11 protein-coding genes and 1 pseudogene are annotated in these 17686 nt (G+C 43.1%); 9 read left to right on the forward strand and 3 right to left on the reverse strand.

The window, feature by feature from the left end:
• Positions 1-76: 76 nt before the first annotated feature.
• The 9 genes and pseudogenes from B9Z54_RS23560 (at position 77) to B9Z54_RS23600 (ending at position 12621) form a co-directional block, all read left to right on the forward strand.
• Positions 77-1123: a YecA family protein gene (locus B9Z54_RS23560; RefSeq protein ID WP_113930769.1), complete on the forward strand. Its 1047-nt coding sequence runs from the start codon at positions 77-79 to the stop codon at positions 1121-1123.
• Between the two features lie 937 nt (positions 1124-2060).
• Positions 2061-2777, forward strand: coding sequence for a methyl-accepting chemotaxis protein (locus tag B9Z54_RS26835; RefSeq protein ID WP_481747824.1), 717 nt, complete (start codon positions 2061-2063; stop codon positions 2775-2777).
• A 347-nt stretch (positions 2778-3124) separates the two neighbouring features.
• Positions 3125-5643, forward strand: a pseudogene (gene secA, locus B9Z54_RS23570) (preprotein translocase subunit SecA).
• Between the two features lie 448 nt (positions 5644-6091).
• A protein-coding gene (prfB, locus tag B9Z54_RS23575; RefSeq protein ID WP_113930771.1) for a peptide chain release factor 2 occupies positions 6092-7193 on the forward strand; the annotation gives its coding sequence in 2 pieces (ribosomal slippage) (positions 6092-6163 and positions 6165-7193; 1101 coding nt in all).
• A gap of 340 nt (positions 7194-7533) precedes the next feature.
• On the forward strand, positions 7534-8409 hold the full coding sequence (locus tag B9Z54_RS23580; RefSeq protein WP_113930772.1) for a YitT family protein: 876 nt from the start codon (positions 7534-7536) through the stop codon (positions 8407-8409).
• 70 nt (positions 8410-8479) lie between these two features.
• Positions 8480-8824 carry a cytochrome c551 gene (cccB, locus tag B9Z54_RS23585; RefSeq protein WP_240190071.1) on the forward strand — a complete coding sequence of 115 codons (345 nt, stop codon included), beginning with the start codon at positions 8480-8482 and terminating at the stop codon, positions 8822-8824.
• Between the two features lie 831 nt (positions 8825-9655).
• On the forward strand, positions 9656-10342 hold the full coding sequence (ftsE, locus tag B9Z54_RS23590) for a cell division ATP-binding protein FtsE (RefSeq protein ID WP_113930774.1): 687 nt from the start codon (positions 9656-9658) through the stop codon (positions 10340-10342).
• Positions 10332-11216 carry a permease-like cell division protein FtsX gene (gene ftsX, locus B9Z54_RS23595; protein WP_113930775.1) on the forward strand — a complete coding sequence of 295 codons (885 nt, stop codon included), beginning with the start codon at positions 10332-10334 and terminating at the stop codon, positions 11214-11216. The genes ftsE and ftsX overlap by 11 nt, the downstream gene beginning before the upstream one ends.
• A gap of 31 nt (positions 11217-11247) precedes the next feature.
• Positions 11248-12621, forward strand: a complete 1374-nt coding sequence (locus tag B9Z54_RS23600) for a murein hydrolase activator EnvC family protein (protein WP_113930776.1) — start codon at positions 11248-11250, stop codon at positions 12619-12621.
• 1134 nt (positions 12622-13755) lie between these two features.
• On the opposite strand, the gene B9Z54_RS23610 is transcribed toward B9Z54_RS23600, so the two are convergent.
• Genes B9Z54_RS23610 through B9Z54_RS23620 form a run of 3 tightly spaced genes read right to left on the reverse strand, consistent with a single transcriptional unit; the run spans position 13756 to position 17599 of the window.
• Positions 13756-14979 carry a Ger(x)C family spore germination protein gene (locus tag B9Z54_RS23610; RefSeq protein WP_162785346.1) on the reverse strand — a complete coding sequence of 408 codons (1224 nt, stop codon included), beginning with the start codon at positions 14977-14979 and terminating at the stop codon, positions 13756-13758.
• Positions 14976-16073, reverse strand: a complete 1098-nt coding sequence (locus tag B9Z54_RS23615; RefSeq protein ID WP_113930779.1) for a GerAB/ArcD/ProY family transporter — start codon at positions 16071-16073, stop codon at positions 14976-14978. Before B9Z54_RS23615 ends, B9Z54_RS23610 begins: the two co-directional genes overlap by 4 nt.
• The gene (locus tag B9Z54_RS23620; protein WP_113930780.1) at positions 16070-17599 is read right to left on the reverse strand and encodes a spore germination protein; all 1530 of its coding nucleotides are present in this window, start codon (positions 17597-17599) and stop codon (positions 16070-16072) included. The genes B9Z54_RS23615 and B9Z54_RS23620 overlap by 4 nt, the downstream gene beginning before the upstream one ends.
• Positions 17600-17686 lie beyond the last annotated feature (87 nt).

The raw sequence follows: 17686 nt of genomic DNA on the forward strand, positions 1-17686 counted from the left end.
TTAGGCCAAGTAGATTATAATAGTAGATTGTGAGCTTTATTTAAGGTACGAAAGAGAGCATCAGGAGGTACGACTTATGAAAACAATCGGCCGGAACGATCCGTGTGAATGCGGAAGCGGTAAAAAGTATAAAAAATGCTGTGGAAATCAGTCAGCTGTCAATATTGATGATTTGGTCCTTGGGGAACTTGAGATTCTGCAGGCCCAGGCTTATGACTATATTGCCGTACATAAAAGTGATGAACTTGAAAATGATTACCATCGTTATTTCTCCGAGATGACGATGATGAATAAAGACCAGGAAATTTATGAGATGGCGTTCTTAAGCTGGTACGGTGTGACGAAAAAGCTTGAAGAAGGACAGTCGCTTATAGAAATGTTTGTGGAGAAACAGGGCAAGGCTGTCGGAAGGCCGCAAACGCTGGAAAGCCTGGAAGAGTGGAAATCCCCGCGTCTTGCGGCTGGGATTGTGACATCCGCAAAGGGCTCGGAGCTTGTGATTCAGGATACCGTTGAAGGTGAGACATTCAATGTTGAAGGAGCCAACCCGGAAATCGTCGAAGGCTGCTTCTTTATCGGAATCCTTCTGCAAAACGGAATCAGTTATCTTCCGTTTGCACAGTACTTTGTGTATCCGGGGATTGCTGAGACTTGTAAAGATGCAATGGTTGAAAAAATGAGAAAAGCCGGCAGGGATTCTGTGGAAGAATATCTCGCTTCGGATTATCTTTATCTCGCCGATCATTGTTTCGACCTTTTCACCGGACGAGGAAAAGGTGTTTCTGAGGAGACGGAAGCTGTGAAGGAAGAGAAGGAGAACATTGATAATCCTGCTTATGCAGAGGCGATCGACTCCATGAAAGCTTTCTTGACGGAACAGGCAGAATCCTCTTTCAGCATTGAAAAAGCTGCTAAGCTTCTGACTCAATACTTCGAGAGCGAAACTCCGAAGATCCGCAACCCGCAAATCTATTCAGCTTCAATAGTGGAAGTCATCAAGGCTGATACAGAATTGAAAAAAGATTATTTGCAGAAAGACCTGGCCGAAGCGTTCGGCGTATCCGCCAACAGCATTTCCAGACGTGCGAAGGAAATGAAGAAAATTTTGCTGACCGCAGTTTAATGCGTCACCAAGTAAAGAGGGGCAGTCCCTATTAGTGCTTTAGAGCATTAAAAGGGACTGTCCCTCTTTGTGCTTTAAAGGGTTAAAGTGTCTTTCTCCAGACGCATTGTAAAGATTTTATTAAGAGAGTCGATATATATGGAGAGTCATTATTTTACATTTTGGAAGAAAGAAGGAATTATTGATGAATGCAGTAGAGCAGCTTAGATTAGGCGATGTGAAAAAGAAGAATTTACTTATGTTTATCACGTTTTTGATTTCTCTGGTTGCAGCCGGTACTTCTTCGGCGGTATCCGGTGAATTTTCTAAGACCCTATTATACTTAACAGAATCAATTGTTTTCACACTCATATTTGTTGCAGTTCAACTTGTAATGAAGAAGTACAGGCTTTTTCCTTTGGTAAGCATCATAGTCATTCAGGCCTTTACGTTCTCGGCACTATTCATCCTGTCACCAACTTGGGATATCATCCCGATTTTATTTGTGATTGCACTGATTTCGGCACTGCACTTTAGCAAGCTTGTCTTTGGCATAGGGTATCTGTTGGGTTTGGTCATTCTGGTTACCAACTTGGCACTAATTGAAAAAAAGCCCTTAATGGAGACTTTCATCCCTACATCTATTTTGGCGTATGTATTGAGCGGTGTGATTATGGGAGTGATGATTTTCCTAAACGCAAAGCAGGACCAAAAGCTGCAGGAAATGATGCTGACAGCCGAAGAAGAGGCTGAAAGGCAAAGAGAACTCAAACTGAATCTTGAAGAAAAGGTAAGCGGAATCATTGGAGATTTATCGGCGGTGAACCAGCAGGTACAGACAAATCTGGCTTCACAGGAAGAGATGAAAACAGCCATCAGCGAAGTTGCTTCCGGGAGTCAGGTCCAAACTGAGCAAATTACGGATATTACCGACAATGCCCTCAATACGAAAAGCTCTATGGATCATTTATTCTCTGTTTCAACCCAGCTCCAAGAAGAAACGGACAAAGCAAATCAGCAGATCACAGAAAGTGAAGAGAAAGCCAGTGAGTTGAACGAAGATACCCAGGAGCTTGCTGTATTGGTAAAAGAATTAAACCAAACGTTCTCCGTCCTGACAGAAACAATCAAGGAAACCAATACGTTTACAGGCACGATCAAAGAAATAACCGATCAGACTAATCTTCTTGCTCTCAATGCATCCATCGAAGCCGCACGTGCAGGCGAAGCGGGGAAAGGCTTTGCCGTAGTGGCTGAAGAAATCCGAAAGCTCGCTGAGATGAGCAGCCGGACAACAGACCGAATCAACGATAATTTGGTGAAGCTGAACCAAAACAATGATGAAGCACTGCTGAAAGTTAAAACAAGCAGTGAGTTCATCACCAAAGGCATTCAGTCAACCAAGCACGTGACCAATTCATTCGGCCAGACATCTTTAGTTTTCACCAACCTGCAAGAGCATGTGAGAACACTTCTTCAACTGGCAGAAGAAGTCGGCAGACAATCTGAAAAGACGCAAGGATCCACAGCTGAATTGGCAGCAATCATTGAACAATCTTCGGCCAGCCTTGAAGAAATGAGTGCTACCGTCGAAAGCTTAACAAACGATAACCATTCCATTGCTGAATTAATGGGTGAAACAAGCGAAAAAGCCAATTCCATCTTAAATACCTAAAGTCTATATCCAGAGTGGCCTGCGCAACTGATGCAAGCCACTCTTTTAATGTTTGAGCTCTGTTGCTTTAAAGCGCTGAAAGGGACTGTCCTTCTTCGTGCTTTAAAGTGCTAAATCGGAGGCCTTTGCCGGTTGTTGTCACTCTTTGACGATAGTGGTAATATTAATAGGGAATATTGCGTTTTTTTAAAAGAGGATTTTGCTTTTAAATAGAGAAGATTAATTAGTGTATATTGATCTTGTTTGCGAAGGCAGATGCTCTGCCTGTATATATGAAGGATAATTCAATGGCTGCAAAATTGGGCAGCTTTTTACAATACTATTTCGACTAGAAGGAGCGCTCATAGATGATTGGAATTTTAAATAAAGTGTTCGATCCCAACAAACGCGAGCTGAAGAAGCTTGAGAAGTATGCAGACCAGGTTGAAGCCCTTGGTCCGGATATGGCCAAGCTATCTGATGACGGCATCCGCCAGAAAACGGAGGAATTCAAGAAACGCTATCAGGATGGCGAACCCCTGGATAGTCTGCTTGTCGAGGCGTTTGCTGTTGTCCGGGAAGCGGCTAAGCGCGTCCTTGGTCTATATCCATACCGCGTTCAGCTCATGGGTGGTGCTTCCCTTCATGAGGGTAACATCTCCGAGATGAAAACAGGTGAAGGTAAAACATTGACATCCACCATGCCGGTCTACCTCAACGCTCTGACAGGCAAAGGGGTCCACGTTGTTACCGTCAATGAATATCTGGCCAGCCGTGACGCCGAAGAAATGGGAAAGTTATATAACTTCCTGGGTCTCACTGTAGGCCTGAATCTGAACTCCTTGTCGAAAGAAGAGAAGCGTGAAGCTTATGAAGCAGATGTCACGTACAGCACAAACAATGAGCTCGGCTTTGACTATCTGCGAGATAATATGGTTCTTTATAAAAATCAAATGGTGCAGCGCCCGCTTCACTTTGCCGTCATTGATGAAGTGGATTCCATCCTGATCGATGAAGCACGTACACCGCTGATCATCTCAGGACAGGCACAAAAATCGACACAGCTCTATATGCAGGCGAATGCGGTTGTACGTCTGCTGAGCAAAGACACAGATTTTACTTATGATGAAAAACAAAAGGTGTTCAGTTGACAGAAGAAGGGATCACGAAGGTCGAAAAAGCCTTCAATATCGAAAACCTCTTCGATTTGTCCCATGTCACATTGAACCACCATATCCTCCAAGGATTAAAAGCACATGTCAGTATGCACAAGGATGTTGACTATGTAGTCCAGGACGATGAAATCGTTATTGTCGATTCCTTCACCGGCCGTCTAATGAAGGGCCGCCGTTACAGTGACGGTCTTCACCAGGCGATTGAAGCCAAGGAAGGCGTAGAGATCCAAAACGAAAGCATGACAATGGCAACAATCACGTTCCAGAACTTCTTCCGTATGTATGAAAAGCTTTCCGGCATGACCGGTACAGCCAAAACGGAAGAAGAAGAATTCCGAAACATCTATAACATGAATGTTGTCGTGATTCCAACGAACAAACCGATTGCCCGTGATGACCGCGCAGATTTGATTTATGCGTCCATGGAAGGCAAGTACCGCGCAGTGGTGGAAGAAATCGCTGAACGCTATCACAAAGGCCAGCCGGTGCTGGTCGGTACGGTTGCGGTTGAAACATCCGAATTAATCTCCAGGCTTTTGACGAAAAAAGGAGTACGCCATAACGTATTGAACGCGAAAAACCATGAACGCGAAGCGGAAATCATTTTGGAAGCAGGTCAACGCGGTTCGGTGACCATCGCGACGAACATGGCCGGCCGTGGTACGGATATCAAGCTGGGAGAGGGTGTCATCGACCTTGGCGGATTAGCCGTCATTGGTACAGAACGCCATGAATCCCGCCGTATCGATAACCAGCTTCGCGGACGTTCCGGACGTCAAGGCGACCCGGGTGTGACGCAGTTCTATCTTTCTATGGAAGATGAATTGATGCGCCGCTTTGGTTCAGATAATATGAAATCCATGATGGAACGATTGGGCATGGCAGATGACCAGCCAATCCAGAGCAAGATGGTCAGCAGAGCCGTCGAGTCTGCACAGAAACGTGTCGAGGGTAACAACTTCGATGCCCGTAAACAGCTTCTTTCTTATGATGATGTTCTTCGCCAGCAGCGCGAGATCATCTACAAACAGCGTTTTGAAGTTCTGGACTCCGAAAACCTTCGCGGAATCGTCGAGTCCATGATCAAATCGGTCATTGCCCGCTCAGTGGAGGCACACGCACCGATCATCGAAGAGGAAGAAAAGTGGAACCTCAAAGGAATGGTTGATTACATTAATGCAACTCTCCTGCAAGAAGGTGACATTACCGAAGCAGACTTGAAAGGCAAAGAGCCTGAAGCAATGATCGAAATGATATACGCTAAGGTTCAAGAACGATACAACCAAAAAGAAGAAGAACTGACATCAGAGCAAATGCGCGAGTTTGAAAAAGTTGTCCTTCTTCGCGCCGTTGATACTAAATGGATCGACCATATTGATGCAATGGATCACCTCCGTCAGGGTATCCACCTGCGTGCCTATGGACAGACAGATCCTCTTCGCGAGTACCAGCATGAAGGATTCGCGATGTTCGAAAACATGGTGGTTGCCATCGAAGAAGATGCTGCCCGCTATGTGATGAAAGCAGAAATCCGCAACAACCTTCAGCGCCAGGAAGTCGCGAAAGGCCAGGCCGTCAATCCAAAAGAGGATACGAGCGGAAAAACCAAGAAGAAACAGCCTGTACGCAAAGCAGAAGATATCGGCCGAAATGACCCATGTCCTTGCGGCAGCGGCCAGAAATATAAAAACTGTCATGGGAAAGTAGAGTAGTTTTTATTCATTTAGCTTGCTGAATTTTTGCTCAAGTGATGATGAGGATTTCCTCACGCTTGTTATGATGAGTGAGTTCCTGTCTAATTTACCTCATATTAATTCACTCTAGATGAGAATAAGAATAGTAGATTGTTGCGGAAGTGAGAAATTCGAGTACTTCGTTATAAAAGATGTGATTTGAGGAAAGTTTTATAAAATTCATTCTCACTACATTTCTTTATATATGACGGATTGAAGCGGAGTCGGACGCCTGTAGCGGAAACCCACTGGTTTACTAACTAGAATAATACGTACGTTAATAACGAAAAAAACTACCTGATGCCCTTATAGCTAAAAGAGTGTCAGGTAGTTTTTTGCAGAAAGAACAACCATGAAACTTTGCTAATACTATGAAATAAACGTTATAATTAAACTTATGCTTACTAATTAAACAGAGGTGAATTTGATGGAACTTTTTGAAGTGAAATCACAATTGGAAAATACAGCTAGGAAACTTGCGGACTTCAGGGGGTCTCTTTGACCTCGAGAACAAAGAAGCACGCATAGCTGAACTGGATGAAGTCATGCTCCAGCCTGACTTTTGGAATGACCAGCAGTCAGCACAGGGAGTCATCAATGAAGCGAACGGATTGAAAGAGCTTGTCAATGAATATAGAGACATGCAGGAGATGCAGGAAAATCTTGAAGTGACGCTGGAACTTGTCAAGGAAGAAAACGATGCAGAGCTTCAGGAAGAGCTGGTAGAAGAGACAATGGATTTAAACAAACGTTTGAATGAATATGAACTTCAGCTTCTGCTGAGCGAACAGCATGACAAAAACAACGCAATCCTCGAGCTTCACCCAGGTGCAGGCGGAACGGAATCGCAGGATTGGGGCTCCATGCTGCTGCGTATGTATCAGCGCTGGGCTGAGAAAAAAGGATTCAAGGTGGAGACGCTTGATTACCTTCCTGGAGATGAAGCGGGAATCAAAAGTGTTACCCTGCTGATCAAGGGCCATAATGCTTACGGATATCTGAAAGCTGAAAAAGGGGTTCACCGTCTTGTCAGGATTTCACCATTCGATTCATCTGGACGCCGCCATACTTCATTCGTTTCTTGTGAAGTGATGCCGGAATTCAATGAAGAAATCGAAATTGAAATCCGTACCGAGGATCTGAAAATTGATACGTACCGTGCGAGCGGTGCCGGCGGACAGCATATCAATACAACTGACTCGGCTGTGCGTATCACTCACCAGCCGACAGGAGTAGTCGTGACTTGCCAATCTGAACGGTCCCAGATCAAGAACCGTGAGCAGGCAATGAAAATGCTGAAAGCGAAGCTCTATCAGAGACGGATTGAAGAGCAGGAGCAGGAGATGCTGGAAATCCGAGGAGAACAAAAAGAAATCGGCTGGGGAAGCCAGATCCGTTCGTACGTATTCCATCCTTACTCTATGGTCAAGGATCACAGGACCAATACAGAGGTGGGGAACGTGCAGGCGGTCATGGACGGAGACATCAACAGCTTTATCGATGCTTATCTTCGTTCCCGCATTAATTAAATAACATATTAAAGCCTTCCTTATAATAAGGAAGGTTTTTTTCGTGAATATAATCCTTTACCTCGCTAAAAGGGACAGTCCCTCTTTACGCGGTGGTGCATTAACACGTTAAAGTGGCAATATTTACAGCCCCCATCCCTCATGCTATACTCTCAAAGGCTGAATCATAAATCGGCAAAAGTTCACACCTGTTTCAAAATCGATAGATCCCTTTAATCCTTTAAAGCAAAAAAGGGACAACCCCTATTCGTGCTTTAAAGTACTAAAGCGTTATCAATAATAGTGAATCTGGTGTTGTTGGCTATACTAACTATTACTACATCAAAGGAGAATGACTGAGATGGGAAAGAAGGAAAGAAGACGCCGCGGGAATACTTATAATCCCGGGCTAGAGAAGTTTTTGGAATATGTCTATGTACTCGTTGGATCGGCGATAGTCGGGATTGCCTTCAACGTATTTTTACTCCCGAATGAAGTGGCATCCGGAGGCGTGAGCGGAATTTCCACCATTACGAAAACGGTCTTTGACTGGAAGCCAGCCTTTGTTCAGTGGGCATTCAACGTTCCTCTGTTCATTGCAGGGTTGATTTTCCTGGGTTTTCAGTTTGGTTTCAAGACTGCATTGGGAACCATTTTCCTTCCGTTTGTCGTTTATTTGACAGAAGACTGGGAAGCCTGGTCGATGGATCCTCTTCTAGGTGCTCTTTTCGGAGGTATAGGGGTCGGCCTGGGACTTGGAACAGTTTTTAGAGGAAAAGCTTCCACGGGCGGAACCGATTTGGCTGCTCAGATCATCAACAAATATTCCGGCCTTTCGCTCGGTACGTGTGTGGCCATCATCGATGGAATGATCGTTCTGGCTGCCGCCATAGTTTTCGATATTGAAAGAGGGTTATACGCCCTGATTGGATTATATGTGACAAGTAAGACCATCGACCTTGTGCAAGTCGGCTTCGGCCGTTCCAAGATGGCGATGATCATCACGAACCGCCAAGAGGAAATCCGGGAAGGCATCCTGAATAAAATCGACCGTGGTGTGACAAAACTATCTGCATACGGCGGATACACCGATGATGAGCGTCCGATCCTGATGGTTGTGGTCGATCAGAGAGAGTTCACAAGATTGAAACAACTGGTCAAAAGCATTGACCCATCTGCGTTCGTCGTCACAATGGATGCTTCAGAGGTCCTCGGGGAGGGTTTTAAACGGGTGTAATCCTGGTATAATAAGGAATGAGAGGAAGTACCATTTCTCATTCGGGAGGAATTACAATGAAAAAACATTATTGGCATTTTTACTGGGTTCAACCTTAATATTAGGAGCGTGCGGTAACAACAATGAAGATAATGCTTCAGAAGAAGCGAGTGACGCCAACAATCCGCAGGAAGCTGCAGAAGGTGCGATGGGGACTGATATTGATCCGGAAAAGATTGTTAACCAGAAATGTTCCAGCTGCCATGGCGGCGACCTTTCAGGAGGAATGGGGCCGGCTTTGAAAAACATAGGCTCTGAGTTAAGCGAAGATGAAATCCTATCAGTCATCCAAAATGGTAAAGGCTCGATGCCTAAGAATATCATTGAAGGCGATGAAGCGGAAGCCGTTGCTGAATGGTTAGCGAATAAGAAGTAATTAAGAAAGAGAGTCTTCGGACTTTCTTTTTTTGTTGAATCCTAACCAAAAATATCGCACACCTTCAGACTTTCAGCTTATCAACACCGAGTTAAAAAAGTTGAGGAAGCCTTTTGCAGCAAGAGAGGAGACCCCTCCATCCAATCTTTCCAGCGGAATACCCGGGGATATATGGTAAGGTTTTCGTAAAAAAGTATAAAACGGCATTAAATTGGTTAAACTTCATATTAATTGGCTCCTTCCGTAATGCAGCTCTGATTTGGGAATCCCAAATTAACCTGCAATCTTACGAGTAAGCGGCCAATTTTTTTCATGATGAAATTGGGTAATTCGGATTTAATTTATTTAAACTGCAGTGAAATTCAGCTATGATGAACCAACATATTAAAGAAAAATGTTTTTAAAAGAGTTTATGAACATTCTGTGAGGGTATAGATGAATAAAGAATGCCACCCAACGCATTTTATATTAATAAAACACTCCTCCAATAATCCGACAGCGAAATCCTTCCTTAAATCTTCAATGGCTCTCCTGCCGCCTTACAAAAAACATCATATAGTGATATTCTCCTATAATAAATCTTCCTTATTCTCGTATTTTCGTTAAATTTTCCCATTGTAATTCTGAATAAAAAAACCAATTCTTTAACTAATTGATACCAAACTGTAATATAAATTATCCTTAACTTCTTAGGCAATGATGTTATAATACTTTTAGAAACTTTTTAATTCGAGTTTTTTCTACATTATATTTTATAGTTAACTTCTTATTCCTTGTGAAAATAACATCTTCGCTAGAACACTATAAATGTTTAACTTGGGTGGTTGAAAAATGATCAAAATGAAAGACGTATATAAGCAGTACCCAAATGGAATCATGGCTGCTAATGGATTCGATGTACATATCAAACAAGGTGAATTCGTTTATGTAGTAGGACCAAGCGGGGCTGGCAAGTCGACCTTCATCAAAATGATGTACAGGGAAGAAAGGGCGACAAAAGGAGAGATCATAGTTAGCGGCATTGACTTGGTCAAGCTCAAGAACAAACGTGTTCCTTACTTAAGAAGGAATATCGGTGTGGTCTTCCAGGATTTTAAACTCCTGCCTTCTCTTACAGTCTTTGAAAATATCGCTTTTGCTCTGGAAGTCATAGAGGAAACACCAAAAAACATCCAGAAACGGGTCATGGAAGTCCTTGACCTTGTAAGGCTTAAACACAAAGCAAGGATGTTTCCGGATGAATTGTCAGGCGGGGAACAGCAAAGGGTCTCACTTGCACGCTCAATCGTTAACAAGCCGCACCTAATCATCGCGGATGAGCCAACAGGTAACCTTGATCCTGAAACTTCCTGGGAAATCATGAATGTATTCGAAGAAATTAATACACAGGGCACTACGGTCGTAATGGCCACACATAACCGTGAAATCGTCAACACAATCAAGCATCGGGTAATCGCCATTGAAAATGGCCGGATTGTCCGGGATGAACAGCGAGGTGACTACGGTTATGAAGCCTAGAACAATTTTAAGGCACTTTCGTGAAAGTTTGAAGAGCCTGGGGCGTAATGGCTGGATGACCTTTGCATCGGTAAGTGCCGTAACAGTCACGCTGCTTCTAGTAGGCGTGTTCGTCGTCCTGATGCTCAACATGAACAAGATTGCTTCAGACATTGAAAAAGATGTCGAGGTAAGGGTGCTTGTAGATATAGGTACCGAGAAGGCTCAAGTAGAAGAGCTGCAGACAAAAATAGAGCAAATAAATGGCATAGACAGTATCGAATTTTCCTCTAAAGAAGACGAGTTGAGAAACTTGATGGAAGATATGGGGGAAGATTTCAGCCTGTTTGAACAGGATAATCCGTTATACGACGTGTATGTTGTAAAAGCGGTCAATCCGGTTGAGACACAAAGGATTGCCAATGAAATAAAAGGGTTTGAAAATGTAAATGATGCACTTTATGGGGAAGCGAAGATCGAAAGGCTTTTCAGTTTCCTGCAAATGAGTCGCAATGTTGGTTTGGTATTGATAATTGGCCTTCTTTTCACTGCAATGTTCCTAATCTCCAATACAATTAAGATTACAATCGTTGCAAGAAGGAAAGAGATTGAAATTATGAAACTTGTCGGCGCTACCAACTGGTTTGTCCGCTGGCCGTTCATACTCGAAGGTTTATGGCTGGGGGTACTCGGTTCCGTTGTCCCAATTGCAGTAATATCAACAGGGTATTACTACGCACATCAGTTCATTGAACCAAAATTGCGAAATCATTTTATTCAGATATTAGATTATACCCCGTTCATCTATCAGGTAAACTTCCTGATTATCCTTATGGGATGCCTGATTGGCGCTTGGGGAAGCTTTATGTCCGTCAGAAAGTTTTTAAGAGTTTAATAGGTTGAGAGAACCGAAAGGAGCATGTCGCTTGAAAAGGAAAACATTAGTCACTTTATCAATTGCTGCAACACTAACAATCGGGGGTCTTCAAACTACTGGGAGCACAGCCAGCGCTCATTCTTCAGTCTCAGATTTGAAGAATAAACAAGAGGACGTAAAAAGCAAAAAAGATGATGTTAATCAAGAGATTGATAAGAAAGAAAGTGAAATCTCTGATAATATAAACCGTCAGGAGTCCATTAAAAAAGAAATTGCCGAACTTGATAATAAAACACGCGATACAGAAGACCGCATTAAAGAGAAAACAGCAGAAATTGAAAAAACAAATGCGGAAATCGAAAAGCTGAAAGCAGAGATAGAAGAGCTTAAGAAAAAGATCGCCGAAAGAAATGAACTTCTTAAAGAACGTGCCCGTTCCATGCAGGAAAAAGGCGGTTCTGCAAGTTACATGGATGTTTTGCTCGGAGCGGAAAGCTTCGGTGATTTCATCAACCGTATCACAGCTGTCAATGCGATTGTAAGCGCGGATAAAAAAATCATTGATGAGCAGAAGGCAGACCAGGCTTCCCTGGAGAAAAAGCAGGCTGAAGTAGAGGACAAGCTTGCGGAGTTGGAAGACGCTAAGGCAAACTTGGTTTCCCTTAAGAAAGATTTGGAAAGCCAAAAGGGCCAGAAACAAGAGTTGTTCAAGGAATTAGAAAAGGAACAATCACAGCTGAAAGTTGAAAAAACAGAACTAGTGGCTCATGCAAGTGAGCTTGAAGAAATGGAAAAAGAAATAGGCGGCCAAATCCAGGCTGAACAGGCACGTCTGGCTGAACTTGCACGCCAGAAAGAAATCGAGCGCCAGAAAGAACTGGAAGCACAGCGCAAAGCTGAAGCTGAAAGATTGGCAGCACAGCAAGCCGCTCAACAAGCAGCCCAGAAGAATTCAGGCAGCAGCAATACAGCTGTGTCTACACCTGACCCTGTTCAATCTAAACCTGTATCCGAAGGCAGATGGACAAGACCGTCAGCAGGTTATATCACAACGGAATTCGGACATGATATGTTGAATGGCAAGCCTCGCTTCCATTATGGAACTGATATTGCCGCAGGCGGAAATGTTCCTATCGTTGCAGCGGCTGATGGATATGTCATCAAAAGCCATTACAGCTCAAGCTATGGAAATGTAGTTTACATCACTCACTCCATAAACGGTAAGACATTTACGACAGTTTATGCTCATATGTCTGGAGCTGGCGTAAGCAGCGGACAGTTTGTTGAAAAAGGACAAAGAATCGGAACAATGGGTAATACTGGTTACTCTTTCGGTCAGCATCTTCACTTCGAATTGCATGCCGGAGAATGGAATAACAGTAAATCCAATGCAGTCAACCCGCGTCAATATATCAATATGTAATAATGCCAAAACGGCGAAAAGGAATTTTCCTTTTCGCCGTTTTTTTAGCCTAAAAATTTATAAAATCTCCTGTGTGGGTCATTCTTTATTGTCATCCACGTCCAGTTCAGCGTTCCAGGATGCGCACCAATTGGACAGGACTTATCCAATCGGTTTCTAAATAAGGAGAAGCATTACTGCTAATTAGACCAACTCGGGTATCCACCTGTCTCCAGTGGATACATATCTTCGCATAAAAAGTCTAACTCATGTATCCATCCGGCTTCAGTGGATACATATCTCCTCATAATAAGACCAACTCATGTACCTAGCCAGCTCCAGTGGATACATATCTCCTCATAATAAGACCAACTCATGTATCCATCCGGCGCCCGTGGATACATATCTTCACACAGAAAGTCTAACTCATGTACCCACCCGGCTCCAGTAGATACATATCTTCGCACAAATAGACCAACTCATGTATCCACCGGGCTCCAGTGGATACATATCTTCGCATAAAAGTCTAACTCGTGTATCCACCCGGCTCCAGTGGATACATATGTTCGCGCAAAAAGCCTAACTCGTGTATCCACCGGGCTCCAGTAGATACATGACTTCGCGCAAAAAGCCTAACTCATGTATCCACCCGGCGCCAGTGGGTACATATCTTCGCCCCAAAAGTCAAACTCATGTACCCACCCGGCGCCCGTGGATACATATCTTCGCGCAAAAAGCCTAACTCATGTACCCACCCGGCGCCAGTGGATACATGACTTCGCGCAAAAAGCCTAACTCATGTACCCACCCGGCTTCAGTGGATACATATCTTCACAGGAAAAGTCAAACTCATGTATCCACCCGGCGCCCGTGGATACATATCTCCTCATAATAAGCCCATAAGGCCACCTTTTTGTCTCTCCAGGAAAATTTTCCTGACAGATGGACAGGCTGCTTTCATTTATATCCTTCATTTGTCCAAAAACAACCAAAAGTTAAGGAAAGGCATTGTGAATAATATGATTGCCAATAGTCCGACCATGGAAGCTCCAAGTTTATTTTTGTCTTTCCAGACGAGCCTTGCATAACGGAGGGAGTAATTGCTTAAATAAGCACAGAGTATAAGTGTTAACCAGAACATGATATCACCCCTTTTTAATCAATGATTGCCTCTTTTGAACGAGGGCGGAGTATTTTGCCGAAGCTTTCAATGTTTGTGTGGACCTTAATTGTCACTTTGGCATCGGGATAGGAGTGCATCCAATCATATTCCTGGTATTCTTTAACCGTGAAGAACTTTTTGCGCGCAGCAAGAGACCAGTTGAATGCCTCTGCTTTTAATTCAGTTTGTGTTTTTTCTACCAGTTCGTCTGCGCGTTCTTTAAACCTTTTTTCAAGTGAATCATCGAGGACTTCTTGTTTTTGTGAATCTTCAACGTAGTTGATCATACTGGGGATTCCAAGTATCTTTACACTCAGCCAAACATCCACTGTTATATCAGGTGCTGGTTTGCTGACATCGACTTTAACTTTGGTTTTTGTATTGGTCAACTTTCCTGTAACACGAAACTCCTCATTCAATGGATCAGGAAAGGTAAAGGTGACTTCCTTTGGCTGCAGGTGTTCTGTCAGCATGGCTCTGGCTCGGACAGCCTCGCCAGTCAATGCCCCAACCATCTTTCCGTCCCTGAAGGCGGCTGCACCGATGATTTGGACAGGTGTACCTCCTTTTTTCAGTAACTCACCTGGATAGTAGTTGTCTTCATTCGTTTTTAAATTCACATCTTCTTCAGTAGTTGCATAAATAGCCAGTGCCAGTCCTGCATCCGCTTCTGTATCATGTATGATCGTATGAAGGGTGGCTCTTGGAACCAAAGAGTTATTTTCCCACCTCCTGGTAACAAAGTCATAAAATTTATGAGGACTTGCTTCAAAAGCAGGGTCATTATTATTCAGGAACTTATTCGCTCTTTCCTTGGATATCAGTAGGTTCATATCCCTTCTTGACTGAGTATCACGGGCAATAGTGGATAGGACCTCAAGGAATTGATCCGACCTGGCCAGGTCTTCACTGATTATCATTGCTTTTGTATGGTAAAAATTAATATTCCTTGTTTCAGAGACATTCAGCATATCTCTGGCGGCGATAAGGTCCGGCACGCGGATCATGACGGTTTTGAACTCTGTAGAGCCAGGCTGGCTGCCCGGATTGCCTGCCTGAGGGTCCGCCATTTGAAAGGTAATGTCATATCCTGTTCCTCCCTCCTCAGGAAGGTCTACTCCAATCACCAATACGAATCCTTCTTCTTCCACTTCTATTTTGTCTGCGCATCCAGCCAATAGCAGTATGGATAAAAAAAATGCAGCCCGTATTTTCACCTGTTTAATTCCCCCTTAAGTTTAGCGGTCAACAATAATGCCACTGGAATGGTGAATATGATAATGGAGGTTACCATTAAAATGGCCTGGCTTCTTAAAATAAGGACATTTTGGACGACATTTTCCGGTATGAGGCCAAGCATGATTGTCAACCCCGCAAATGGCAGGATCAATGGTTCAAACTCTTTGATTTTCACAGTATAAGAAAAAATCGCAGTAGAGATATACAGATAAAGAGCAAACCGTATCAAACTGGCAACACTCCAAAATGCAAAGAATAGAGCCTCAATATTAGAGACATACCTCCCGAAGGTGACCATACGGGTAATTTCATGAAATGGGTAGGCGATATATTTGATCAATGGGTAGTCAAAAAAAGCAATGAATACGGCAAAAAAGACCGCCAATTCTATACTTGCCAAAACAATTCCTAAAATGGTCGCTTTTTTGAAAGATTTATAACCTTTGAAGAATGGGTAAAGGACAGTCAGGAAAAGCAAGTCACTGGTAATGGACGCGTAGCTTACTCCATTGTGTGCAATTTCCTTCAGACCATATCCACCAAAAGGAAAAAGATAGCCGAAAAATAACTCATTCCAAATCAGTACTATAATAAAGAATAAGGAAGCCTTTATGTATGGAAGCGATATCCAGGCTGTCCTTCCGATAGCGAGCAATCCCCTGTTGGCCAGGAAGTAGCTTGCCCCTACCAGGATAAAATAGATTTGGGTGGTACTCGTCGATGTAAAATACATGGTATTGATGATATCGATATAGCTTCTGCTATCAACGACAGTTGCAGAAAATGCAATATAAAAGAGGACCATTCCAATAAAGAAGCCTATATACTTGCCAGTGATCTGGTAAGTAATGTCGATGATGTTTCTATCCTTGAAGTTTTTAACTAGTTTGAGCAGGCATATCAATGGAATCGTCATGACCGCCCCTGAAATAAGGGGGATCATCCAAGCAGCTTGAGCTGTTTCTTTGAATAGAAGAGTAGCTGTCATATCTGTAAATTTAATACCCAGCGTAATGGTCACCAGGGCAAAGAGCTCTCGGGTCCCAAGTGTTCTGTCTGCAGGAGAAATCATTTATTGTTCTCTCCTTCCGGTTCTTTCATCTTTTCCTTCTCAATCGGGAAAATATTCAATGGGCGCAGCCACTGTTTCCATATTGGCGGACGGACTATCAAATCTTTTGAGGAAGGATAGTGGGGGGCCATTGGTGAAAGGTATGGAACATCAAATGAAGTGACTGTTGACAGATAGCCGATGCATAATGTTATACAAATACCCAAACCGAGAAACCCCCATAAACTGCCAAACAAAAGAAAGATATAAGTCGATAATCTGATCATGTAATTGAAGGAGAGGTTGGGGACTGCAAAAGAGGCCAGTCCCGTCACTGCAATGACAATGACAAGAATCGGGCTGATGATATTAGCCTCTACTGCAGCCTGGCCCAGGATCAAAGCTCCTACAATTCCGATTGTCGGACCGATTGGGTTAGGCACCCTGACTCCACCTTCTCTTATCAGTTCAAAAGCAAGCAGGAGCATAATCACTTCAAAAATAGCCGGAAAAGGAACTTCTTCCCTTGTGGCCGCGATAGCCAAAACTAGATCAGTTGGCAGCATTTCGATATGATAATTTGTTACTGCGATATAAATCGCAGGAGTCAAGATAGTAATAAATATAGCTGCAATTCTTAGAAGTCTTGTGAAGTTTCCATAAACCCATCTTGCATAGTAATCCTCTGATGTATGGAAAAATGACCAGAATGTCACAGGTGCAATCAGGCTGCTGGGTGAACTGTCCATTAATAAGACTACATGCCCTTCATTAATAAAGCTGACTGCTCTATCCGGCCTTTCGGTGTACAATACAGTCGGAACCAGCGAGTAAGGACGTTCCTCAATATGCTGTTCGAGAAGACCGAGATTCTGCACCTCATCAGCTTTGATTTCCTTTAAGCGTTTTTTCATTTTTTCAATCAGGGTGGGGTTTGCTACATCCCTTAAGTATAGAATTGCTATTTGGCTCAAGCCTTTTTCTCCAACGGTTACATATTCTGTAGTCAGTTGGGATGAACGAAGCTGCTTGCGGACAAGCGAAATATTAACGGCTATTGACTCAATGAAAGCTTCTTTAGGTCCTTTTAAAATGTTTTCATCTTCTGCTTTTTCTACTCCGCGTTTTTCAAAGCCTGATGTTCCAAAGATGTAAGCTTCCTTTTTTCCATCTATAAAAAGAATAGCGTTTCCCAATAATAATTGGTTGACCACCATGCTGTATGTGTATTCTTCTTTAATGTCACTTAGAGGAACATGATTTGAAATGAACTCTAAATCCAATTCGGCATCCATCACATTGAGTGAGAGCAGATTAGGAATCAGAACTTTTTCAATGATGTCACCCTCACACATACCGTTGAGAAAATATAAGACCGCATTCCGGTTGCAGCCGGAAAGCGTTAATTTCCTTACTGAAAAGTCTTGATTAAGAGGAAAGTTGAAAACAGCTTGAATTCTTTTAGTTTTCTCCTCTAAAGAAATGGGGATTTCTGTTCCGTCTTGTTGTTTTTCTTCCTGAATCTGGCGCCGCCTTGATTTGAACATGCTTCCACCTCCTCTAGTCCTTAGAATGTACAATAATTACTTTGTTATGTAATTATTGGGTCCCCAATTTGTTTCACTTTGTTCAAA

Source organism: Bacillus sp. P14.5, assembly GCF_003316765.1.
GTDB lineage: Bacteria > Bacillota > Bacilli > Bacillales > Bacillaceae_B > Rossellomorea.

Excerpts from the sequence above, each read along its gene's own strand:
- B9Z54_RS23620 (WP_113930780.1), bottom strand. The coding sequence starts at position 17,599 with ATGTTCAAATCAAGGCGGCGCCAGATTCAGGAAGAAAAACAACAAGAC.
- B9Z54_RS23580 (WP_113930772.1), top strand. The coding sequence starts at position 7,534 with ATGGGAAAGAAGGAAAGAAGACGCCGCGGGAATACTTATAATCCCGGG.
- B9Z54_RS23615 (WP_113930779.1), bottom strand. The coding sequence starts at position 16,073 with ATGATTTCTCCTGCAGACAGAACACTTGGGACCCGAGAGCTCTTTGCC.
- B9Z54_RS26835 (WP_481747824.1), top strand. The coding sequence starts at position 2,061 with ATGGATCATTTATTCTCTGTTTCAACCCAGCTCCAAGAAGAAACGGAC.
- ftsE (WP_113930774.1), top strand. The coding sequence starts at position 9,656 with ATGATCAAAATGAAAGACGTATATAAGCAGTACCCAAATGGAATCATG.
- ftsX (WP_113930775.1), top strand. The coding sequence starts at position 10,332 with ATGAAGCCTAGAACAATTTTAAGGCACTTTCGTGAAAGTTTGAAGAGC.
- B9Z54_RS23560 (WP_113930769.1), top strand. The coding sequence starts at position 77 with ATGAAAACAATCGGCCGGAACGATCCGTGTGAATGCGGAAGCGGTAAA.